Origin of the sequence: Halomicronema sp. CCY15110 (assembly GCF_016888165.1) — a bacterium.
Classification (GTDB): domain Bacteria; phylum Cyanobacteriota; class Cyanobacteriia; order Phormidesmidales; family Phormidesmidaceae; genus Halomicronema.
On the sequence record NZ_JACSWC010000391.1, the window covers coordinates 1 to 21,574 of the forward strand.

The window sequence follows — 21,574 nt, forward strand, 5'->3', positions numbered from 1 at the left end:
TGGTGGGATCAGCATTACCGCGCCCGCACTCCTGAAATAAACTAGGGCCTGTCGTCCTTTTGCCGCAAGGCTTTGATAACTAAATGATGACAGGCCCTAGAACTTTGCCGACGGTGCCGATCGCCTGAATACGCCTGAATACACCCACGCCCTCAGTGAGCAATTATGAAGGCAATTGTAAAACTCGTAAATCCTCTAGCGCGACAACCTCCCAAGGTGGGTATTGTCCCCCCTCAACAATTGGCAAGATCAGCTTACATTTCTTTAACGCTAGGGGCTGGGATTTGCCCAAAAAGTCGCTAAATCCAGGTGAATCGCTTCGGCAATAGGCCTTTGCAGTAAGCTCATAGAGTAGCACTGGTGCCATTGTGGATTTTCTGCCAACCACTCACCTGTGGACAGTAGAAGAAGCTGAACTTGCCGCGATCGCTGCTCGGGGCGGGAAACGTTCGGCTGCCCAGTGGGGGCGACAGTCTAGCGTCGCGTTGGTGGGGGCGATCGCGCTCATTTTGGTCAGCCCGACGATCGAAGCCAAGATTTTTCCGCCCGCCGGGGTCGCTTACATTGCCCCGCCCCCGGGCTATAACCTCAATATTCGTAGTGGGCCGGGCACCCACTATCCCGCTGTCAACACCCTGCGCCGGGGCACCCCCATCACCGTCACCGGGCACTACGAGCACGGCTGGGCACAGCTCGCCGATCGCAGTTGGGTCGCGGGTAATCTGATTAATTCGCAGCAGCCGGTGGGCGGCAGCGGCGGCCATCGGCCAGGGGTGCCGTCGACGGCTTACATTTTGGGGCCAAACAACGTCAACATTCGCACCGGGCCAGGCATCCAATATCCCGTGGTGATTACCCTGCCGCCAGGGGCGACGGTGAGAGTGACGGGCTTCTATGAGCATGGCTGGGCGCAACTGGATGACCGGAGCTGGGTGGCGAGCAACTTAATCCGGATTGGTGCGCCCATTGTGGATGATGGGGTCTTACGGGTGGGCAGCCGCAGTCCGCGAGTGGTGCAAGTCGAGATCCGCCTGCAAGAACTGCGATACGTCACGCCGGATTTCATTCCCGATGACTACTTTGGGACTGACACGGAACAAGCGGTGAGGAATTTTCAGCTGTGGAACCGCTTGACGCAAAGTGGCACGGTTGATCAAGTGACCAACGATCGCCTGTTCAGCGCCGATGCCGTCGCCAATCCCTATCAGCCCACCCCCACGTACCAAGAATTACGGCTGGGAATGCGGAGTCCCGATGTGCGGCGATTAGAACAGCGATTGCAAGATCTAGACTATTTTCGCGGGCTGGTGCCCGACGAGTTGTTTGATCAAAATACCGAGGAAGCGGTGCGCAACTTCCAACAGCGCAACGGCCTCCCCGTGAATGGGGTGGCGACGGTGCAAACCCAGGAAGTGCTCTTTAGTAATGAGGCCGTCCGTAACGAAGCTCCGGTGGAGCCACCAACGGAGCGACCGACTTTCCGATTGGGCGATCGCGATCCTGAAATTCGCAATCTCGAAATTCGGTTACAGGACTTGAACTATTTGCGCGGCGTAGTGGCGGACAGCTTTTTTGGCCCGGAAACCGAAACCGCGTTCCGTAATTTTCAACAGCGCAATAGCTTACCCGTGAACGGCGTGGCTGATCCACGAACCCAAGATGTGCTTTTCAGCGCTGAGGCGCTGCCGAATGATGATACTGGCACTGACCCGACTGATCCAACCGACCCGACTGATCCGACCGACCCAACCGATCCCTCTGAACCGGGTGACGGGCAAGCCACCGTCAGCACCCGCGACGGCAGTGATGCGATCGCCTTTACTGGTCCCGGTCTCGAATTTGACCTGGCAGGCTTTGTGCCCAACGGCACCATCGTGACCCTAAGCGGCACAGTTGAAAATAACTGGTATGAACTCGACGGCGGTGATTGGCTAGAGGGCTCCTTTCTCGCTTTTTAGGCCAGGAGTCAGGCTGGTTAGCCACGCTACCAGAATGGACGATGGGTCGGCGCGGCGCGGCAACGCCCATCACTCGATTCCAAAATGATCGGGCTGAACCAGCCCGGTCGTTTTGGTTGGCTCAAGATATTGACGGAATTCGCTAATGTGGTCAGAGAATGACGCAGCAACAGGTAGGGACATGAATAAGTTGGCAGCCTTAAAGGCAATATTTACCGAGATGGATAGTGCGCTGGTGGCTTACTCTGGCGGCATTGACAGTACGCTCGTCGCCAAGGTCGCCTGGGACGTGTTGGGCGATCGCGCCTTGGCGGTCACCGCTGATTCGCCCTCGCTCATGCCTGAAGATTTGGAAGATGCCAAAGTGCAGGCGGCAGAAATTGGCATTACCCATGAAATCGTGAACACCCACGAGATGGACAACCCCAACTACACCAGCAATCCGGCCAATCGCTGCTACTTTTGCAAGAGTGAACTGCACGATACCCTCAAGCCCCTAGCGCTGGAGCGGGGCTATCCCTATGTGGTGGATGGGGTCAACGCCGATGACCTGGGTGACTATCGGCCCGGCATTCAAGCGGCGAAGGAGCGGGGCGCGCGATCGCCCCTGGCAGAGATCGGCATTACCAAGCTGGAAGTACGAGAAATTTCGCGATCGCTGGGTCTGCCCTGGTGGGATAAGCCTTCGCAACCCTGTCTTAGTTCGCGCTTTCCCTATGGTGAAGCCATCACCCCGGAAAAGTTGCAGCGGGTGGCACGGGGCGAGCGCTACCTGCGGCAACTCGGCTTGCGGAATTTGCGAGTGCGATCGGCCGGCGACACGGCCCGGATCGAGCTTCCCCCCAACGATATTCAAGCGTTTGTGGCCGCAACCGATTTACCCACGCTCGTGGCAGCCTTCCAAAACTACGGGTTCACCTACGTCACCCTCGATCTGGAAGGCTATCGCAGCGGCAAGCTCAATCAGGAACTCTCTCAACAGCCGCCCTTGGTCGAGTCGCGGTAGCGACCATCAGAGCTGAAATCACTTTTCCATCATGGCTTTGAGCACCACGGTGGGGTCCACCCAACTGCCCTGATATTTCATGCCCCAGTGCAAATGCGGGCCAGTGGTGCTGCCAGTCATGCCAACCCGGCCAATGCGCTGACCACTGGTGACCAGATCGCCCTGGCGAATTTGCAGGCCACCGTCATGATCGACAAACCAGCGATCGCCATCCGTCTCCACCACCACATGCCCCTGCATATGGCAGTAAATGTGCAGCCAACCGTGGGACTCAATCACAATGCCGGTGCCGCAGGCGGTGTTGTCTGACACCCGCGTCACCGTCCCTTCCCACCAAGAGCGAATGTAGCTGCCCATGGGGGCGGCAATATCCAAGCCATAGTGAAATCGCCTGCCGCCGTAAGGATGATTGCGATAGCCGAAGGGGGAGGTGTAAGCCACAAAATTTTCGACCGGAAAAGACGCCGATTGCCAGGGCGTAGAGGGGGGAGCAGCGGCCACCTCGGCGACGGGGGTGTCGGCTTCCTGAGCGTCGGCCTTAAAGGTTGATTGCCAGAGTTCGGCGGAGATCCAGATTAAACCCACCAGCGACGCCAGGCCGACCATCCCCGCCCAGGGCGATCGCAATCGGGGCCGCTGATTTCCTGCAGATTCGGCAACAACCGCCTCACTCCCCAGCGACTCACCCGCCACTACCGCTGCCCTATCACCCCTGCGGGTCAATGTGGGAGGAGCGGTGGGCTGTTCTAAATAATGTCGCGAATACCGCTGGCGCAGCGCGGAGACGCGAGCAGACAGGCCAACTGGTTCACCATTTGACATGTGACTGGACTCAAACGCTAACGAAACCTCTTGAATTTAACAAAAATAGTACAAATGATCTATAGCCTTTCGCTAGGGATTTATCTATGAAATCAATTGACGTGATAGAGATACGCCGTTGGTTTACATAGTGATGATCGCCCCGTGACGGACGGGGCCATTGACTGGAGTGGCAGGCCGGATGACTGCAGTATTTTCAACCGGAAATTTGCCCCCGGGGCCAGAGGGACACGCTCAGCATCAACGAGCCAATGTCACACCGGAGGCCGTTCCAAGGCGAATCCACCCGGCGATCCAGCCACTGCCCTCAACCAGTTTTTCTCGTCGCGCCCTTAGCGTTTCTGGGCTTTGTACTTGTCTTTGAACCGGGCTTGTTGCTGTTTGTGATCCACGATGGGGCGGGGATATTGGGCGCGATCGCGCACCCCATCCTCAATTTTGCCCGTCACCAACTCGGCGGTGTCCAGATGGCGCAGTTCGGGTAGCCACAGGCGAATGTACTCCCCGTCGCGATCGAACTTTTGGGCTTGGCTCGCGGGGTTGAAAATGCGCAACGGCTTAGGATCCATCCCGCTAGAGGCGCTCCACTGCCAGCCCCCGTTGTTGGCAGATAAATCGCCATCCACCAGCTTTTGCATGAAATACTTTTCGCCCCAGCGCCAGTCAATGATCAAATCCTTGGTGAGAAAGCTGGCCACAATCATGCGACAGCGATTGTGCATCCACCCGGTTTCGTTGAGCTGGCGCATTGCCGCATCCACAATGGGATAGCCCGTCTTCCCGTCGCACCACGCTTGAAACTGCGCTTCGTCATTCACCCAGGGAAAGTCCTTAAGCGGTGCCCGATAAGGCCCGCCGGCCAGCTCCGGGAAAAAATACATCACGTGTTGGTAAAACTCGCGCCAGGCTAATTCTTGTTGCCAGGTCTGCACATTTTGTCGGGTTTCGTCGCTGCGGCAGCGGTTGTAGGCTTCGGTCGCCGCGGCCCACACGGTGCGAATGCCGATCGCGCCAAATTTCAGCGCCGCACTGAGGCGCGACGTGCCATCGGCGTAGGGAAAGTTCCGCTGTTCGTCGTATGCGGCAATGTAGCGATCATCATCGCAGAAGGCGTTGAGCTGCTGGTGTGCGGCCCATTCCCCCGGCTCCAGCAGCAAAGGGGCGTCCCAGACAAAGCCCAAATCTTGGGCCGTGGGTAGGGCGATCGCCCCGACGGTCTTGGCTTGTTCGCGCTGCTCAGGGGTCAATCCCTCAGCGGCCTCTAACGCGAGCACTGGGTCGGCCTTGTCCTGCTTGATCCAGTTTTTCCAAAAGGGGCCATAGACGGTGTAAGGGGTACTGTCGGACTTCGTCACCACGCTACCCGGTTCTTGCAGAAGCTGATCCCAAAAGGTGGTTTTGAGTTCGATACCGGCTTCCTTCAGCGCAGTGGCGACTTGGGTATCGCGATCGCGGGAGTAGGGTTCCACATCCCGGTTCCAATAGACGGCGGTGGCCCCAATCGCCTGGGCCAGTTGGGGAATGCTTTTTACTGGATCAGCTCGGAGAATGAGCAATTCGCTGCCTGCTTCGACATAGCGACGTTGCAGCTCTTGCAAGCAGCCCATCATATAAGTGACGCGGGCCGGGGCGACATCCTCCCGGTCAAGAATATGGGGGTCGAGGCAAAACATGCCCGTCACCTGGGGCGATCGCTCACGGGCAGCAGCCAGCCCCAGGTTGTCGCTAATGCGCAAATCACGCCGATGCCAAAACAAAATGCGATCGGGCACAGTCCCCCCTCATTCCCTTGCCGTTAAACCGCTTTTTAGTATAAACAGGTCGCTCAGCAGGCTGCCGCGATGCCCCGCCCGCCGCCGCCAATCGGCTGTCGCGCCATTCTCCAGGCCTACACAAAACCGCTCACCCTGCAGCGCTCAGCAAGAATGGCTAATTCTCGCCGCTTGCGGTTGCGATCGCCCGGACACCAGGTGACGCGGTAGCGGTAAAGCGCAGAACAACCCGACGCGAGACCACCAGGCCCGGCGGCTAGAAGCCACAACTGCGAAGATAAAAATTCAGACGTAAACAAATGCATCAACGCGGCCAAAGGCACTGAGAATCCATATAATAAAAACAAGAACTGTATAAGTCGCTACAGTTTCTGTCAGACTTTAAAAAATCACTTTCTTCGGAGCTAGTCCTATGAAACTGTCTTATCGTGGCCATACCTACGAAGCTCATCTGTCTCCTCTGCATGAGCAAGCCGTTGAGGAAATCGGCACTTATCGTGGCGCTCGCCTAACTCGAAAGCGCTTTGCCGTCCCTCACGAAGAGCATGGCAAGGTTGAGCTGACCTATCGCGGTGCGAAGTACTCGCACGATCTCTAAAGGGACGCGAGTGGGGCTGATGCCTAACCAATAACGGCGGCACTCCGCGTTGCCGCAGTGCCGCCGTTATCTACTTTTCGGCTAAGCGGAGCTTAAATTATTAGGCTCCGCTTTGTTGGTTCAGGGGCCACATTCGCGGCATGTCGCGGGGGTGTAGCACCCAGCGTCGAGGAATTAACTAACGGCTAGAATCTGCTCGTCGAGGGCAAAGTCGGCGGCGGTTTGGGCTCTGCCAGAAGTCATGAAGTCGTTGGTGAATGAGTCTTTGAGACCGCTGACCAAGTCAAACTGGGGCGTCCAGTCCAGTTCGGTTTGGGCTTTGTGAATGTCGGTGAAAAAGTGCTGCACTCGCATCGGGAAAGCTTTTTTCTTGCCGAAGTCAAAGGCTTTGGGGTCGTAATGCACGAGCTTCAGGCTGACGGGGTCTTTGCCCGCAGCGATCGCACAGGCACGGGCTAACCCATCAAAGCTCACGGCTTTTTCGCCAGAAATGTTGTAGATCTGGCCGATCGCTTGCGAATTGCCCAACACAGCGGCCATCGCGGCGGCTAAGTCAGCGACGTGGCCCATTTGCGTTAGCGCCATGCCACTGCCAGGGATGGGGAGCGGGCGATCGCGCACGATGCGATCAAAGAACCAGGCTTCCACATCGTTATAGTTTTGCGGCCCATAGATGTAGACCGGGCGCACTGACGTAAACGGCACTTTTTGCGCCGCTAAATAATCTTCGGTGGCAAATTTGCCCTTATGGCGACTGTTGGGATCGACGGCATCCCCCTCGACGTGGGGCATTTCATCCGATTTCTGATACACCCCAGCGGAACTCACATACACAAAATGTTGCACGGTATCGCCAAACAGTTCCACCAGGGGTTGGGTATCGCTGAGTTCGCGGCCATTGTTGTCAAAAATCGCGTCAAACTTTTCTCCCGCCAGGGCGGCTTTGAGCTGGGCCGTATCCTGGCGATCGCCCCGAATCGTCTGCACCGATTCCACGGGAGCGGGTTTGTTACCCCGGTTAAACAACACCACATCGTGGCCTTGGCTCACGAGCAACTGCGTCAGGTACACCCCGATAAATCGGGTGCCCCCTATGACTAAAATGCGCATTCTACCCTCCCAGGGTGTGTCTGTTCTCTTGGTATCTTAGGATGCAGTTGGCCCCAGCTTGGGAAGAATTGCCGTGGGCGGGGGGGGCGATCGCTCCGTGCCATTAATAAGTTGTTTGACAAATGCTTAAGCGAATCCGCAAAACCCCCCACATTTGGGGTTATGCGCTTAGTCTGAAGCCATTCCCACTATCCGGTCATTCCCCTTCCCACTAAAATAGAGAAACTGATTTTTCTGAAGCGGCGAGTTCACCCTCTGTGTTAGCCGTACTATGCACATCATTGGCGCAGCTTAATGCAAGAGCTAGACACCGCCTATCGGATCTTAGATTTAGAGCCTGGGGCTTCGATGGAAGAAGTCAATCAGGCTTACAAAGATCTTGTGTTTATCTGGCACCCTGATCGCTTGCCCAAAGAAAACTTGCGGCTGGTCGAAAAAGCCCAGGAAAAGATCAAGCAGCTCAATCAGGCCCGCGATTATCTGCGCACCCACGCACGGGTGGGCACCACCGCCGCCAGCAACAGCCATGCCGCCAGCAACACCGCGAGCAATGGCTATCGCTCGCGCACTCGCTCCTATGGTCGCACGGCCAGTAATTATGGCTATCGCCAACGGCCCAACTACGGGCACACAGCGGAGTCATCGTCGTCGCAGCAGACCTATCAAAATCCTTATCGGGCGTATCAAGCGCGCTATGCCCAGACCGGCTCCGGCAGCTACGGGGCCTATCGACGGCCCGACCAGCAAAGTGCTGAGCCCCACAATAGCGCAACGGGAACGACGGGCGATCGCACCTCCACCTCGTCCCAAACAAATGGGGCTAGCACGAATGGGGCCAGCCCCAGCAACCATAGCAATCACAGTGCGGCGGGCAATTACAGTGCGTCGAGCAATTACAGTCGCCGTTATCCTAATGGCAACAGTGCCGCCCACACCAATGCCAACGATGGTTGGAATAACTACACCACGCCGCGCCCCAGTGGTTCTGGGAATTCGGCATCGAGTAACCGCGAAAGTGGGCCGAGCTACACCGTGAATAGCGATCGCCCCCCAACTTCCAGCTATCGCCCGCCATCGTCTTCGAGTTCGACTGCTTCCAGCTACAGCTATCGTCCGCCGGTGTCAGAGTCGCGCGCTAGCAATGACAGTAGCAGTAGCCAGCGATCGCGGCAGCAGCCTGACCTGAGCGGTTCCAATCTGCGCGGGGCCAACCTTAAGGAAAAAGACTTTTCGGGTCGGAATCTGAGCAGTTCTGACCTGAGCGGGGCGGACCTGCAAGATGCCTTTTTACACGGTGTCAACTTCAATCGCGCTGACCTGAGCAATGCCAACCTGTTTCGCGCGAATTTGCTCCAGGCCAATCTCAGCCATGCCAATTTACGCGGAGCCAATCTCATCGGCGCGGACCTCAGTGGCGCTGACCTGAGTGGCGCTGACCTCAGTGGGGCCAAAGTTGCCGTGGGCGATCGCGTCATGGTCAAACTAACAGGGACCATTCTGCGGGGCACCATCATGCCCGACGGCACCATCAACGCCTAGCTTCCAGGCGAATTAGGGTGTTCTCAGTACACAAAAAAAGCCCATGCCAGGAGAGTGGTCATAGGCTTTTGCTGGTGTGAGTTGACAATCTGGTTACTGGGCTGGTTGGGTCTCGGTTGCGGCAGGCTCGTCGTCCATCACTTCAATGCTCACCGGACGACTCTCTGATGCCGTTTCGGTGGTCGTGGCTGGGCTGTGAGTCTTGGTCAGCCAAGTGGCAATTGTTTGAACCACGTTTTTGACTTTGAGATAGCGATCGCCGTAATCATCGGTCATGTCGCCATCAAACTTTTCAGCATTTTTGTTCAAATGAGCCTTGAACTGCTGCAACCAGTTACCTTTGCGATCGCGCACGAGTTGGAGGGCGATCGTGATTAAGTCTTTCCAAGTGGGAGCCGATGGCGGGGCAGCCGGTTCAGCAACCTCGGTACTGACCTGGGTTTCGCGATCGTTGACCGGTACCTCATCCAGGCTTTCTACGGGCACCTCGTTGAGCTCTTCTAGCAGTTCCGCCACAGAGCGACGGGTGAAAGTGTTCAACTCAGTCGAACCGCCCTTGATTTCGGCAAAGGTCATGGATGCTGCCGACTTGAGAATCTCGCTGATGCGAGCGGCCCGCTGCTGACTATCTTGCTTAGCTTTGGCGAATTCTGGTTGTAGGCGTTCTTTCACAGTGTTTGTCATGTTCTTTTTCCTCATTGAAAGTCGATGGTGTGACAGAAACTGGTTGATTTAAGCAACGGTGACGGAGTCAACGTCAACAATAGTTTCCCCAGCAGTTTCTTCAGATGCTGGGCCATTTTGTAGTTTGGAATGACGCTTACGTTCCAAAGCCATTTGAGAAAGTTCTGTCACGACAATGGTGGCTAATAAGCCATCATCAAGCCAACCAATAATGGGAAAAACATCGGGTGAAATATCGAGGGGGCTCACCAAATAAACCAGGGAGCCAAGGATGACCAGCCAACGATATTTTGAATTTCGAATGAGTTTAGTAAACCAGTTAATTAGGGGGCTGCGTAGGGCGCGCTTCATGGGTTTCCTTTCAAGTTCAAATTGATTATGTCAGCTTGAACGCAGTCGCGCAGGTGTGGGTTTCCTAGGAAAAGGCGGGGTTTTTACACCGAATTAACCGTACCGTACTCTCCTCAAGTCAGTCACCTGAGAGGGCTGTTCGCCATTGTCACAAGGACTGATTAACCCAACAATCGTGAGCAATTTATTTGAACCAGATCTGCCGGAGCGCGGCTTTATCCCATTGGGCCAAATCGGCAGCAGCATCGTAGGTGCTTTGTAAAAAACTCAGCAGGGCTTGGTCAGGATCTGCAGCGGTGCGGACAGCATCATAAGGGAGCACGAACTCGCCTAAGTCTTGATGAAAAAAGGCAGCATCGGGTTGTACCGGCGCATTTTGGAAGCCCTCGGGGGCCGGGTAAGCGTAGGAGTAATAGGCCGGATACCCTAGTCCGGTGCCGGGCCAAAATCCAGCACTGCTGACTTCTTGGTTGTAGGCTTCTTTCGCCACATCGTCGGGCAAGTTGGGGACGCCCCCCGGATGCTCTGGGGCCGTCCGTCCCGAAAATCGCGTCACCGCCAGATCAAAGCTGCCCCAAAAGAAATGCACGGGACTGACTTTGCCGCAAAAGTGAGACCGAAATTCTTTAAAGACGCGATCGCTTTGCAATAGCACTCGCCAGAATCGCCGGGCGGCATCGGGATCGTAGCTGGCATGGGTCGTGTCTTGTTCGAAGGGAATGGGATCCGGCACTTCGTTGGGCAAGGTATTGATGCGGATCGGCATCTCCAGTGCTTGCAAAGCGCCCATGATGGCCTGATAAAAATCAGCCACCGATCGCGGACGTAGTTCAATGGTTTGGCTTTGCCCAGTATCAGTGCTAATCCACAGGTGATGCTGCTGGAAATCGAAATCAATTTGAAACACGCGATCGCCGTAGGGAATGTTGCTCGTCGTCAGCCCTCGGGTGGTGAGATACAACGGCACATGCCAGGAATGGTTAATCCACGGGGTTTGTACCAGGCGAATTTTGCCGACAATCTGTGTCCACAGGTGCAGCGTGGTGCAGGTGTCTTGCCAGTCTTCTAAGTTCAATGCGGGCCAAGGAGGTTGCGTCATTTTTCTCAGGTTCAGAGCGGACTATTTCCATTAGAAGCCCTAAAGGGAGCGCCATCGTCACCCCTTTGCAATCGTTAAGCTGGGGCTTAAGCCGTCACCAACTGGGGGACAGTCAATCACGAGCCCCACCGCCTCGGTTGCTGTCCACACCCCACTGCATAAACTCTCTTGCAAAAAGATATATGTGAAATCTCACTATTCCCGCTGAAATCCGCTAAAACGGGACAAGCTAGCGTTGCCTCTGGTTGTTACAGTGAGCGTTGGTTGGTGGCATAGCGGCGATCGCACCATGATATTTTTCGGTTTGAATTTGACCTCTCCCATGCACCAGGCGCTGCGGCTGACGGTGGGCAGTTTAGCGACGGTGGGCGTACTGGGGACGGCGGCGATCGCCGACATCATTCCCGTGGGCTTTGATGAGGTGGACTTGCCCACCCTGTCGGCATCCGAACAAGCAACCCTTGATACGCTGCAATCGGTGCGGTTGCCGTTGATTCTCAGTGAAGTGAGCCCCGATCGCTCGACACTGGTGGTCGCCACTCTGGATCGCCTCAGCCAAACCGATTGGCGGGTCAAGTTTCTCGACCTCAACACGGGCGAGCTGATCGACTCCATCGTGTTGGAATACGAAGTGTTCAGCCCGTTTCTCCCGATTCAGTGGGTGGATAATCGCACCATTCGCTTTGTGCAGGAGGGGGTGTTTGGCCCGTGGGATCTGGTGTCGCTGAACCGCGATACGGGCATCGTGTCCCACACGACGGTGTATCCCACCGAAGAGGAATCCGGCGAAATTTTGGGGGCCGCGCCCGACTTCTCGCACTTTGCCCTGCGGGTCTACGAAGCTGAAGAAGACGTGATTTATCTGGTGTCGCTGCGATCGCTTAACCGTATTGAAGTGGCGCGCATTCCCCCCGATTTAGACATTCAGCCGCCGTCTTGGTCAGCGGATGGCGATCGCGTGGTGTTTGTCACCTCGTCGGTGGAAGAGTGGGATCTGTATGAGCGCACCCCCTACAGCCCCAATCTGTCGGATCCAGTTAACCAAGATGCCCTGGGCCGCACGCCCCCCGCTGACAATTTGTTTTTGCAAGAAAATCAGGTCAAAGTTTACGACCTGTCGGCAGCAGAGCCCTTGTTACTTCATCTGCAAGCCACGGATGATCCGGCCCATATGCTGGCCGAGGCGCGACTCAATCCGGCGGGCGATCGCCTCCTCGTGAAATATTTGGAACCCAGCCAGCTGACGGGACGCGAGTTTCCGTCTTACCTCTATCCGCAGCGATCGTATTACCAAGTGTTGGATCTCGCGGGTAATCCCCTTGCCACCATTGCCGACCAGGCGTTGGCTGGCCCGTTGGAAAATACCGGAGACTTTATCGATAGCGAGACGGTGCTTTTTAGCAGTGTCGCTGGCACCAATCGGCATTTTTTCACCTACGACTTAAGCACGGCATCGTTGGCCACCCTACCCTTACCACCGGGCAGCGTTGACCCCGAATCTTGGGCCGTCTCGCGGGATGGCCGCACCCTGTTTTTCGCCTTTTCTTCGGTGAGTCAACCGCCAGAGGTGTTCACCATGCCGCTGGATGGCAGCGCCCCGCCGAGGCAAATTACTCAGCTCAACGCGGAAGTGGCGGCGGTCAACGATGTGCAGGTCAACTCAGTGAGCTTTGCGACGCGCAACGGTCCCCGAGAGGGCTTTTTGGTGCAACCGGCGGGGGCACCGTTCCCGCCGGTAGAGCAGCCGACGGTATTTTGGCAGCAGGGAGGTCCCGGCTTTTCCATGGTGAATGAGTTCGCTGTGGAAGTTGAAATGCCTTTCAATCTCTTGCCGAACTTTGGTATTTCGGTCTTGTCGGTGCCATTGGCTGGGCGTGAAGGCTTTGGCGCTGAGCTGTATCGCTTGCAAGCCGAGGGCGACAACTTTGGTCAAGTCGATATTGGTGAGGGGGTCGATATTGCGGCGCAACTGGTGGGCGATCGCTGGGTGCGGCGCGATCAGTTAGGCGTTTCTGGCTGCTCTTACGGGGGGTATTTTGCCGCCCAGGCGATCGCGCAATATCCCAATGTGTTTGCGGCGGCCAATCCGCAGTGTTCCCTGCTCGATGCGTTTACCGAATGGCAGCTCGGATACTCATCACTGCTGTCCTACCTCACTGGGCTCACCCCCATGGAAGCGCCCGAACGCTATCGTCGCATTTCACCCCTGTACAACGCGGAGAACGTGACGGCGGCCACCATGCTCTTTCACGGGTCGGCAGATTTCTTGCAAATCGACATGGCCCGTAACTTTCACGACATCATCGAAAGCAACGGCAGCCCCGCTACGCTGTATGAGTTCGAGGGGATTGGCCACAGTATTTTTGACACGGGCCTACAGCGTACGGCGGCCCAACTCCAGGTTGATTTCTTTCGCCGCCATTTAGACTCCGCAACGGCTGACCAGCCTTAGTCCTCTTGGTGTGATCGATTGGTATTCATATTTCAGTTGTCCTGAAACTAAGACAATTTTCGCTAGCAGGGGCTTTGCTGTATCAATATAATCTGCTAAAACACTGTGTCCTATGCCCCACACTCTCAGTTCAAAGGCGTCAATCGGGCAGACAGTTCTCGAGTTCAATGCAGGTGAACAACGGTGAGAAATGCGCTGCTAATCCAACAGAATCCATATGCAAGCCTTTGCCGCCGATCCACCTCCCAGGCAAGTAGTCTCATGAGCGCTGTGCAGACAAACAACATTTACAGACTTCAAGTCAGCACAGATTCCAGCAGCTGTGAAATCTGTTGTTGAGTTGTTTGTAAGTGAAAATTATCGCAAGCCCAATCTCGAGCCCTGTGAGCGATCGCTTGTGTTTTATCAGGGTGATGTTGCATGTCGTGGATAGCTGCCGCCAATTGTTTCGCATCACTAGGCGCACAGAGCCACCCAGTTTTATCAGGTTCAATGAGTTCTAACGCGCCGCCAGCGGCTGCGCCAATCACTGGCCGACCACACAACATTGCTTCAACAATGACTCGGCCAAACGGTTCCGGGGCGGTAGAAGTATGCGCAATGCCATCACAAGCAGCCATTAAAACCGGAATATCAGACTGGAATCCTAAGAATTTCACTCGGCCTGCGAGTCCCAGTGTTTCTACCTGATGATGCAATTGTTGAACGTAGTCGTCCTCCCCAAAGAGCGCATCACCGACGAGTAAGGCCGACACGCTAGCGTCGCAAAGTGCTAAAGCTTCTAACAAAATGTGCTGCCCTTTCCAAGGCGATAGCCGGCTGAAGTGGCCAATGATGAAGCGCTCATCCCAGTTAAAAGCTTGTCGAGCTGACGCCGCTACCATCGGTGATACTTGATAAAGTTTTGGATCAAACCCGTTGTAAACGACCTTTACGAGTTCTGATCGCCCTCCGGCTTCTACAAAGGCCGCCTGAGTTGCTTGGGAGTTCGCAATGACCAAGGAGGCAAACCGATTGGCGAGGGTGGTGGCGATGCTCCGATTGGTCTGACTGAAATGATCGACCGAGAGAATGTCACGCAGGTGATACACCAACGGTCGACGCGCTAAAAAGCTAGCGATCGCACCCACTACTAAGGCTTTTTGAGTGTTTGCGTAAACAACGTCATACTGGCGGGCTAACTTTGCGACAGCCATCACTAGCGGGACAAGAGAGGCACTTCTTTGGAGGCTCTCACGCCAGCTACTGTCTTTACTGATGCGAATGTTTTGATGTGTGAGAACTTGATGAGGGATCTGCCGCTCTTCTAGTAATTCTCCAAAAGGTCCATCAGCAAACAGTCCCACTAAGCAGCTATCACGGTAAGCCGCCGCAACATCTGCTAAAGACAGTTCGGCCCCACCCAGTTTGCCGCTCTGATCTAAAAACAGAATTTTCATGATGGATACTCGGCTACAACCTGCTCATAAATCGTGGCAATTCGCTTTGCGATAATCGGCCAATCATAGTTAGTCCGCGCATAAGCTCTGCAGGTTTCAGAGCTGGGTAATGGTCGTATCCCCTTAAGGGCTTCGATAATACCTTGCGACAAGGCGTCAGGCGTCGTGCCATCAAACAGCAACTGAGCAGACAGCGGATTTAAGATCTCTGGAATCCCTCCCACCGGAGTCCCCATCACTGGTGTCCCCGAGGCTAAGGATTCGATGACAATTAAGCCAAAGCCTTCCAGCGCCACCGTCGGCACAACCGTCAAATTGGCTGCCCGATAGGCAAAGGGGAGGTCTTCATCCGGTACAAATCCTAGTAGTTTTACCGATTGCTCCAGCCCTAGGCTCTCAATCTGCTGTTGCAGCTCAGCTTGCAGGCCACCCTTACCCGCAATCATCAACATCGCCTCAGGACACTGACGCTGAACTTCCACCATCGCTGAAATCAAATTCTCCAGACCCATGCGCCGCGCTAATCGCCTGACGGCAAACACAATCGGTCGATCTGATGGCCAGCCTAGATGCTCTCGGGCAGTTGTTTGCGCCAACGTACAATCAAAGCGATCACAATCAACGCCTCCTGGCACAATCTCTATTTTCTCTAGAGGCACTGCATACTCACGATGCAAAACCTGACGAAATGCCTCAGAAAGCACAATAAAGCGATCGGCACGGCGATAAGTCGGTAGTTCGATTTGCTTTTTCATCCAAGTAACTAAAGACCGATTTCCTTCAGCATCCCCCTCTAATGCCCAAGGTCCGTGAAAATGCACCACCAAAGGTAACTGTTTCGTGTGTGACAATATGGGCAACATATACAAAGCAAAATGAGACGCCACTAAATCGGGGTTGAGTTCAGCCAGCAAACGTTTACCCAATGCCCCGGACGCAAACCAGCGCTTGAGCAGCGACGCCTCTTGCTCAGCAGAAACATAGATTCCAGCTTTAGAGTCGGCAGCAGAACCCGTAACCAGGCTACTCACATCAATCTGACAAGTCGGTAAATGCTGATGACACCCATAAAAGAAACGATTTAACCCTCCGGCCTGCTCCGGGAACCAACCCATTCCAACTTGTAAAACCTTTAAAGCATTCGGCCCGTGAGGCGCTGTTGTTACTGATTGCAAGCCTACTACCCTTCCTTCAAGCACTGCTCATGCATAGACTGATATTTGCTGTAGAGCACGTTCGCATCATCCAGTAACTTCAGTGCCAAAGCAGAAGAATAAAGTTCAGTTTTCTTTTTCGCTTTTAGCTGTTTTCTCCGCGCATATGAATCAGGTGAGTCAGACACTGCTGCCCTGCAAACTCGATTAGCCACGTCAACGTTGACCAGCGCAAAATTAGTAGAGTACTTAACGTTGAGCGCAGCTATTATTCTATCCAGGCCTTTAGTAGTAGTCGAAAAATCGCTAATAATGCATTCAGAAGCATAGGGTAGAAGGCATCCATAAAAGCCAATATAACTGCGAAGTGCTTGCACTACTGAGACGTATGGCCACCGACTGGTTAAGGACATTACGGTTCCCTCTGGTTCACGCACTGTCAAGAGCACTGGAATGGCTTTTTCAACTGCGCTAATAATCAGAACTGGGGCATGCAAGTGATGTGCTAATTGTACGGGTTTATCTTGGAAATATCGAAATGCAACAGTTGCAAAACTATTTGCAGACCCTTGAAAACCGTCAATTACCAGTTCCGTCGAAGTTGTAACGGTACTTTCTGAATCTTCCTTTCCTCTTAGTTTTCCCTTAAACTGACCCCACACAATAAAAGGTGTATAGAGAGAGGCATATTTAGGATCTTGAGAGATTGTGGAGCGAACTGTGAATCCAATTTTTCGAATGGGAAATAATAAACTATTCATAATTCCTAATTGACTGAGACTTGGATATAGGGCGATCTCTAAAACACTGATTGATTAGACTAAGATATGAGTTCAGGAATTGATAGATCCCATTTCTCGATAGGGACGTCGTAGTCTTCCCTAAGCTGGATTAGATCATGTGACAATCGTGACAAGTAAATTCGGCATTGTTCATTGGTTAAGTGAGCTTTAATTGTCTCTCTCCTGGCAAGTGGCTTATACATTAGTTGACGCACCTGGGGCGAAAACATTTTTTGAGCCAGCGATTTAACCAATCCAGATTCATATATCTTCCTGACAAACGGATTAATGTTAAGTGTGTTCTGACTATTCAAAATAATGCTGTGGTCAATAGGACTCTGGGGAAGCTCTAAGAACTCATAGATGTTCTGCACTTCCTCGTCTGGATTTTCTTTAAGATCCTCGAGAAGCATCACATGAATTTTATTCCGCCCAAATGCATCAGAGAATAAGGTTAACTGCCTGGCATATTCCGAGTACCAAATATAGTCATCAACCAATTCAGTATGACCAACATGTCCTCCAGCAATTAGATGCCTCATGTGCGACTGCAGTCGTGATATGGGATCCCTCAATATATATATAAACTTAAAATCATAATCATCTTGGGCCTCTACTATTCTTTGTATAACCTGTGGATATTTGGGATTCATCGTATAAGTTGTAGAGGCCTCAATTCCTATTCCCTCTTCTAAGTTTCCCAACCACAAAGATTCATACCAATCTAAACCTCTCTGATAGACTGCATCTTCAGAAAAAAAGTGAGGTTCTTTATTCTTAGAAGGGATAATTAAGGGATGCTGAGCTAAATAGTGGAATAGACTGGTCGTTCCACACTTCATTGCCCCAATAATAATGACTATTTTCTTGCGCATAGTTTATCTCAAAATAATTTTTCAAAGTTATCCACATCATCAGCTAAGCAATCATCTGATGATAAGCGTGGTATTTTTGTGCAGACAGAACCAACGCAATTGAGCTCCACATAATCATGCCTTGAACTTCTGTATGCGGTTGCCCTAGGGGTAACTGCGTCACCGTAGCAAATGCCACGGCTCTAGAAGCTGCGGCAAATGAATCTCCAGGCTTGAGGGGGATAATCGCCATCTTTAAGAGTGATATAGCCAACCCACCAAAATATATAGAAGAGCCAAACCAGCCAATACTTAGCAGCGAAGATAAGATGGCGCTATCAAATGAGCCAGCACCTAAACCTTCACCAATCCAGCTGCCAAAGGCTTCATCCTGAAGCGCTGCATAGGTTTCTTGACGAGCTTCGGCACTGCCATCACTTTCTAAATTAGAAAGCGTTTCCAGCCTCCCAACAATCACCTCAGAAAATGGCTCTAAGCTGACTAAAGGCACTAAGCACAATGCAATTGCGATCGCAGTTGCAATGATTTGTACTTGCTTTCTAAGGCTTAGGGAGCCCATCAGCAAAATCAAGCCAACTACAAAACTCAGCCAAGAAGTTCTTTTTCTAGCTAGTAGAAACGTCATAAATCCGAAAATATTTGCACCTAGGAAAAGCGGCCCTTTTCTGTCCATTACTAAAAGGTGTAATAATCCCGCCATAAAAACGGTACTCAGTGGACGATTAGAACTCATTGTGCTCCAAACATTTATCATGAAAGGTTCTGGTCTACCAGCACTGGCAAACTCGGCATTAATCATCCATGACTTATCCCACTCCGGCAAGAATAAAAACTGAACGACACCATATGCCCCCATCAGTAGCAGTCCCCAGAGAAAAGTTGATTGAAATAAGCTGCGAATCTCAGGGTAACTTCGCCAGTTAGTGTATAAAAAACTTGCAAAAACAACAGGCACCAACCAGTCTAGAGTAGTGATCACTAGACTGGTTGGCGACTGAAAAAAAACTGCAATTACAGCGCCATAAATTACGGCATATGTAGACATTAAAAATGGAAGTTTTTGACTTGTCCAGTCGTCAAAAAATCCTTTAACTGAGATCAGAGTGACCATAAAAGGTGCAAGCAATAAAATGCTTGGCTCAGTGTAAGAGCTGTATTGGTCGGCGATACGTCTAATGAGTGGTGATAAAAACCATAACCACCAAACAAAACGAATATAAGTCGACTGACTCTTTTTATAAAAATAAAGGCCAACCCCAAAGGAAATGAAAGGAAATGAAAGGGTTAGCAAGTCACCCAGCCCAGAAAAACCCAAAATAAGAGAAAAACATAGAAAACCAATTAGAACTGGTATATGCGTTTCCTGCTGACTGACTATCGGCAATTGTTGAGGCATTTTCTTATTTTACAATAAATTGATATCATACATGGTTGAGTGGTTTTCTTATTTTGGGATTAATTTTTGTCTTAGAATTTCTTCTCCATTGTTGCCAGCCAAGCCATCTTCCTTTCAGGTTGTCAGCGAATTTCTGTATAGCAAAAAAGCCTTCTGAGGGGAGAAAGCGTACAGCTTGTAGGAGTCCTCGGCGGCCTCTGTTGCCGACTAATATGGACCATGCTAAGAAGGTTAACTTTTTTGAGTTAGGAAGGTAAGACAAGGCAACATAAGTCTGATTAAAAATGCCGTTGACCAATTTTTGAGCATCGTAATTTAATTGAGTAGTGACGCTTGGTCTCTCCGCCATTCCAACACGCCGACCCGAATAATGGTCGACCAATAAATTTGAGTCATATATTAGTTTCCATCCTCGGGCTTTTGTATAAAGGCTAAGATTAAGATCCCAGCTGGTGTGAGTTGCCATGTACTTCAGGCATTTATCGTATTCAAAATTTTTGAGCAGTTCTACTCTAAAGCTTGAGTTAACTCCCTTAAGCTGATCAACCTCCCTCAGGCCACCACAACCAAGATGATGATTTCCAATTACCCGGCCAAACCAAGTAATTAAACCCACATTTGCTTGTAAATCGCCCTCAACTAGTTCGCCATCGCGGTAAAGAATATCACGACCACCAAAACCACCGACCTCAGGTCTAGCTGTGTAAAGCTCTTCAATCCTAGCCAACCAGTCGGGCCTAGGGGCTGCATCATCATCTGTAATTGCGACAATATCACCTTCAAGGATACGAAATGCTGCGTTATGAGCAGCCAAGGAACCCGGTTCAGTCACCTTTAAAGTGACCACAGGAAAGCTTTCAAAAGTCGAGTTTTCGATAAGTTCCCATGTTTCTCGATCAATATCTCGTATCGTTACAATCACCTGCTCAGGCAGCCGAGTTTGCTGGCTAAGAGCATCTAAGCAACACTTTAAATCCTGTGGACGACAATATGTCGGAACAAATACGGTAATAAACATATCAACTATTTCATGACGATAAGGTCTTAATGAGAGTCATTCTTCTTGCAAAGTAGGAGCTTTCTCCCTCCTTCATACGTAGCTAAATTAGTCACGTCGACGAAGAACTTTGATAAAACACTTAAAAATGTTTCATATTTATAACAATGGCCACGTTCCCAAGCTTCTAAAGCCGATAGATTATGTGAAGGAATAAAATTACGCAGATCTGCCGGGGGAATGAACTCTAATAGAACCCAACGGTTTGACAGAGCAGAGAGCCGACTCAGAAATTTTTCAAGGGTAAGACGTCGCTTCAGCAAAAGGTGCTGTGTAATGTTCAGACACATAACCATCTCGCAACATAATCGCTCATCAATGGACACAAAAAAATCATTACACAGGTTAAAGTGTGGAGATGTTAAATCTATTAGCAGCGGGACTATGTATAAATTATTCTGCTGTGCTTGAGTATAAAGATTACGAACACGATTTTCGTCATCATCAAAAGCAACTACTTTGCTACCATTTAGGGCTGCACACTGGGCATACCAACCTTGATTTGAGTCAGTATCCAAAAGCGTTTTGGGATGGTATGTCGCAAAGACTCGATCAACTTCTATTTGCTGGGCTGTCCAGGTTCTTTTGTCTGTAAGTGAAGTTGTAGATTTATCAAAACAGTCAGTTACCTGAATACTGTTTTCAGGCAACTTCATCTGCGATACTTTCTCTTGCAACTCTAATAGAAAAGATCTGCGGGAAGCTGATTGCAGTGGAGCCTGACTTTTCTGTGCTGTTAGAAAGGCCTTCTTGAAAAATGGGCGTATTAATGATGGCGTCTTTTGTCTTATCAGCTGAAATGCACTACGTTTAAGTCTGGCAGTATTTAGATTATGCTTTTTATTGAAATCAAAAATTTGGTGCTGTTGCTCGAGTTTACTTGTCGAGACATAGTAACTATCGCGTATAAGTGTACGTGCAAGATCTGCTTGCTTCTTAGTCATAATTTCTAAGGGTTTCAAGAATAAAAACTTGAACTTTTCATATGTTCTACCTGGCCATAAAGGCTTTTCATCACTCTGAGTGATTGAGCAAAAATCAATAAACACAGGTTTTGAACCATCAAACAATATATTCAATGAGTTGGCATCAGTTGTTGTTAGGCTATATTTCTCAAGCTCTATAAGAAATTCAATGTGAAATAAAGTAGCATCCTTAAACATCAGGTCACACCATTCATATGGGTAAGAAATGAATGGAATAGCCCGATGATGTAAGACTAGCTCGTAATTATCTACGCACCAGTCAGTCATGGTGGTGTCTACCAAAAGTCCTTTTGTAACGAGTTCTTCTACGATACCCTCCTTGAAAAGTTGTGAATAAAGTGCACTATTTTCATGGCTAATCGCACGATAAAGCTTACCGTTTAGCCAAAAAAGTCTTCCATTTTTATCGACAATTGACAGGCTATGAAATTGGATATCTTCAAGCGCTAATTCCTTCATTATTGTTCACTATTATTATAAAGATTTACAAAAAG

Annotated in this window: 19 protein-coding genes; 6 read left to right on the forward strand and 13 right to left on the reverse strand. The window is 51.5% G+C overall.

Going from position 1 to position 21,574, the window contains the following annotated elements:
* The first annotated feature begins 368 nt into the window (after positions 1–368).
* Both JUK32_RS19465 and larE read left to right on the forward strand, forming a co-directional pair.
* Positions 369–1,958, forward strand: a complete 1,590-nt coding sequence (locus JUK32_RS19465; protein WP_204140530.1) for a peptidoglycan-binding protein — start codon at positions 369–371, stop codon at positions 1,956–1,958.
* Positions 1,959–2,139: 181 nt separating this feature from the next.
* Positions 2,140–2,964, forward strand: coding sequence for an ATP-dependent sacrificial sulfur transferase LarE (gene larE / locus JUK32_RS19470; RefSeq protein WP_204140531.1), 825 nt, complete (start codon positions 2,140–2,142; stop codon positions 2,962–2,964).
* An 18-nt stretch (positions 2,965–2,982) separates the two neighbouring features.
* Here the strand turns inward: larE and JUK32_RS19475 are convergent, their stop codons facing one another.
* Both JUK32_RS19475 and JUK32_RS19480 read right to left on the reverse strand, forming a co-directional pair.
* The gene (locus JUK32_RS19475; RefSeq protein ID WP_204140549.1) at positions 2,983–3,570 is read right to left on the reverse strand and encodes a M23 family metallopeptidase; all 588 of its coding nucleotides are present in this window, start codon (positions 3,568–3,570) and stop codon (positions 2,983–2,985) included.
* A 548-nt stretch (positions 3,571–4,118) separates the two neighbouring features.
* Positions 4,119–5,558, reverse strand: a complete 1,440-nt coding sequence (locus JUK32_RS19480; protein WP_204140532.1) for an FAD-binding domain-containing protein — start codon at positions 5,556–5,558, stop codon at positions 4,119–4,121.
* A gap of 69 nt (positions 5,559–5,627) precedes the next feature.
* Between JUK32_RS19480 and JUK32_RS19485 the strand changes: the two genes are divergently transcribed.
* Positions 5,628–5,768: a hypothetical protein gene (locus JUK32_RS19485; protein WP_204140533.1), complete on the forward strand. Its 141-nt coding sequence runs from the start codon at positions 5,628–5,630 to the stop codon at positions 5,766–5,768.
* Positions 5,769–5,970: 202 nt separating this feature from the next.
* The gene (locus JUK32_RS19490) at positions 5,971–6,156 is read left to right on the forward strand and encodes a DUF4278 domain-containing protein (RefSeq protein WP_204140534.1); all 186 of its coding nucleotides are present in this window, start codon (positions 5,971–5,973) and stop codon (positions 6,154–6,156) included.
* Positions 6,157–6,330: 174 nt separating this feature from the next.
* On the opposite strand, the gene JUK32_RS19495 is transcribed toward JUK32_RS19490, so the two are convergent.
* Positions 6,331–7,266 (reverse strand): NAD-dependent epimerase/dehydratase family protein, encoded by a 936-nt coding sequence (locus JUK32_RS19495; protein ID WP_204140535.1) that lies wholly within the window; start codon positions 7,264–7,266, stop codon positions 6,331–6,333.
* 294 nt (positions 7,267–7,560) lie between these two features.
* Between JUK32_RS19495 and JUK32_RS27700 the strand changes: the two genes are divergently transcribed.
* Entirely contained in the window at positions 7,561–8,805 is a 1,245-nt protein-coding gene (locus JUK32_RS27700; RefSeq protein ID WP_239112868.1) for a pentapeptide repeat-containing protein, read from the forward strand.
* A 93-nt stretch (positions 8,806–8,898) separates the two neighbouring features.
* On the opposite strand, the gene JUK32_RS19510 is transcribed toward JUK32_RS27700, so the two are convergent.
* The 3 genes from JUK32_RS19510 to JUK32_RS19520 all read right to left on the reverse strand — a co-directional run bounded on the left by JUK32_RS19510 (position 8,899) and on the right by JUK32_RS19520 (position 10,939).
* A complete protein-coding gene (locus tag JUK32_RS19510; RefSeq protein ID WP_204140536.1) occupies positions 8,899–9,489 on the reverse strand; it encodes a hypothetical protein in 591 nt (196 codons plus the stop codon).
* 48 nt (positions 9,490–9,537) lie between these two features.
* Positions 9,538–9,840: a YkvA family protein gene (locus JUK32_RS19515; protein WP_204140537.1), complete on the reverse strand. Its 303-nt coding sequence runs from the start codon at positions 9,838–9,840 to the stop codon at positions 9,538–9,540.
* Positions 9,841–10,024: 184 nt separating this feature from the next.
* Positions 10,025–10,939, reverse strand: a complete 915-nt coding sequence (locus JUK32_RS19520; RefSeq protein ID WP_204140538.1) for a DUF5996 family protein — start codon at positions 10,937–10,939, stop codon at positions 10,025–10,027.
* A gap of 289 nt (positions 10,940–11,228) precedes the next feature.
* Between JUK32_RS19520 and JUK32_RS19525 the strand changes: the two genes are divergently transcribed.
* The gene (locus JUK32_RS19525) at positions 11,229–13,391 is read left to right on the forward strand and encodes a prolyl oligopeptidase family serine peptidase (protein ID WP_239112869.1); all 2,163 of its coding nucleotides are present in this window, start codon (positions 11,229–11,231) and stop codon (positions 13,389–13,391) included.
* Positions 13,392–13,687: 296 nt separating this feature from the next.
* Here JUK32_RS19525 and JUK32_RS19530 read toward each other — a convergent pair whose 3' ends face one another.
* Genes JUK32_RS19530 through JUK32_RS19560 form a run of 7 tightly spaced genes read right to left on the reverse strand, consistent with a single transcriptional unit; the run spans position 13,688 to position 21,539 of the window.
* Positions 13,688–14,830 (reverse strand): glycosyltransferase, encoded by a 1,143-nt coding sequence (locus tag JUK32_RS19530; protein ID WP_204140539.1) that lies wholly within the window; start codon positions 14,828–14,830, stop codon positions 13,688–13,690.
* A complete protein-coding gene (locus JUK32_RS19535) occupies positions 14,827–16,029 on the reverse strand; it encodes a glycosyltransferase family 4 protein (RefSeq protein ID WP_309224589.1) in 1,203 nt (400 codons plus the stop codon). The genes JUK32_RS19530 and JUK32_RS19535 overlap by 4 nt, the downstream gene beginning before the upstream one ends.
* Positions 16,011–16,745: a hypothetical protein gene (locus tag JUK32_RS19540; RefSeq protein WP_204140540.1), complete on the reverse strand. Its 735-nt coding sequence runs from the start codon at positions 16,743–16,745 to the stop codon at positions 16,011–16,013. The genes JUK32_RS19535 and JUK32_RS19540 overlap by 19 nt, the downstream gene beginning before the upstream one ends.
* Before the next feature lie 59 nt (positions 16,746–16,804).
* Entirely contained in the window at positions 16,805–17,641 is an 837-nt protein-coding gene (locus JUK32_RS19545; protein WP_204140541.1) for a sulfotransferase, read from the reverse strand.
* A gap of 43 nt (positions 17,642–17,684) precedes the next feature.
* The gene (locus tag JUK32_RS19550) at positions 17,685–19,037 is read right to left on the reverse strand and encodes an O-antigen ligase domain-containing protein (protein ID WP_204140542.1); all 1,353 of its coding nucleotides are present in this window, start codon (positions 19,035–19,037) and stop codon (positions 17,685–17,687) included.
* Between the two features lie 25 nt (positions 19,038–19,062).
* Positions 19,063–20,055, reverse strand: a complete 993-nt coding sequence (locus JUK32_RS19555) for a glycosyltransferase family 2 protein (RefSeq protein WP_204140543.1) — start codon at positions 20,053–20,055, stop codon at positions 19,063–19,065.
* A 26-nt stretch (positions 20,056–20,081) separates the two neighbouring features.
* Positions 20,082–21,539 (reverse strand): hypothetical protein, encoded by a 1,458-nt coding sequence (locus JUK32_RS19560; RefSeq protein WP_204140544.1) that lies wholly within the window; start codon positions 21,537–21,539, stop codon positions 20,082–20,084.
* Positions 21,540–21,574: the final 35 nt, after the last annotated feature.

Bases quoted from the DNA above. Each gene is read 5' to 3' on its own strand.
- larE (WP_204140531.1), top strand. From the start codon at position 2,140: ATGAATAAGTTGGCAGCCTTAAAGGCAATATTTACCGAGATGGATAGT.
- JUK32_RS19530 (WP_204140539.1), bottom strand. From the start codon at position 14,830: ATGAAAATTCTGTTTTTAGATCAGAGCGGCAAACTGGGTGGGGCCGAA.
- JUK32_RS19495 (WP_204140535.1), bottom strand. From the start codon at position 7,266: ATGCGCATTTTAGTCATAGGGGGCACCCGATTTATCGGGGTGTACCTG.
- JUK32_RS27700 (WP_239112868.1), top strand. From the start codon at position 7,561: ATGCAAGAGCTAGACACCGCCTATCGGATCTTAGATTTAGAGCCTGGG.
- JUK32_RS19560 (WP_204140544.1), bottom strand. From the start codon at position 21,539: ATGAAGGAATTAGCGCTTGAAGATATCCAATTTCATAGCCTGTCAATT.
- JUK32_RS19475 (WP_204140549.1), bottom strand. From the start codon at position 3,570: ATGGTCGGCCTGGCGTCGCTGGTGGGTTTAATCTGGATCTCCGCCGAA.
- JUK32_RS19510 (WP_204140536.1), bottom strand. From the start codon at position 9,489: ATGACAAACACTGTGAAAGAACGCCTACAACCAGAATTCGCCAAAGCT.
- JUK32_RS19520 (WP_204140538.1), bottom strand. From the start codon at position 10,939: ATGACGCAACCTCCTTGGCCCGCATTGAACTTAGAAGACTGGCAAGAC.
- JUK32_RS19545 (WP_204140541.1), bottom strand. From the start codon at position 17,641: ATGCGCAAGAAAATAGTCATTATTATTGGGGCAATGAAGTGTGGAACG.
- JUK32_RS19485 (WP_204140533.1), top strand. From the start codon at position 5,628: ATGCCCCGCCCGCCGCCGCCAATCGGCTGTCGCGCCATTCTCCAGGCC.
- JUK32_RS19515 (WP_204140537.1), bottom strand. From the start codon at position 9,840: ATGAAGCGCGCCCTACGCAGCCCCCTAATTAACTGGTTTACTAAACTC.
- JUK32_RS19540 (WP_204140540.1), bottom strand. From the start codon at position 16,745: ATGAATAGTTTATTATTTCCCATTCGAAAAATTGGATTCACAGTTCGC.
- JUK32_RS19490 (WP_204140534.1), top strand. From the start codon at position 5,971: ATGAAACTGTCTTATCGTGGCCATACCTACGAAGCTCATCTGTCTCCT.
- JUK32_RS19550 (WP_204140542.1), bottom strand. From the start codon at position 19,037: ATGCCTCAACAATTGCCGATAGTCAGTCAGCAGGAAACGCATATACCA.
- JUK32_RS19525 (WP_239112869.1), top strand. From the start codon at position 11,229: ATGATATTTTTCGGTTTGAATTTGACCTCTCCCATGCACCAGGCGCTG.
- JUK32_RS19555 (WP_204140543.1), bottom strand. From the start codon at position 20,055: ATGTTTATTACCGTATTTGTTCCGACATATTGTCGTCCACAGGATTTA.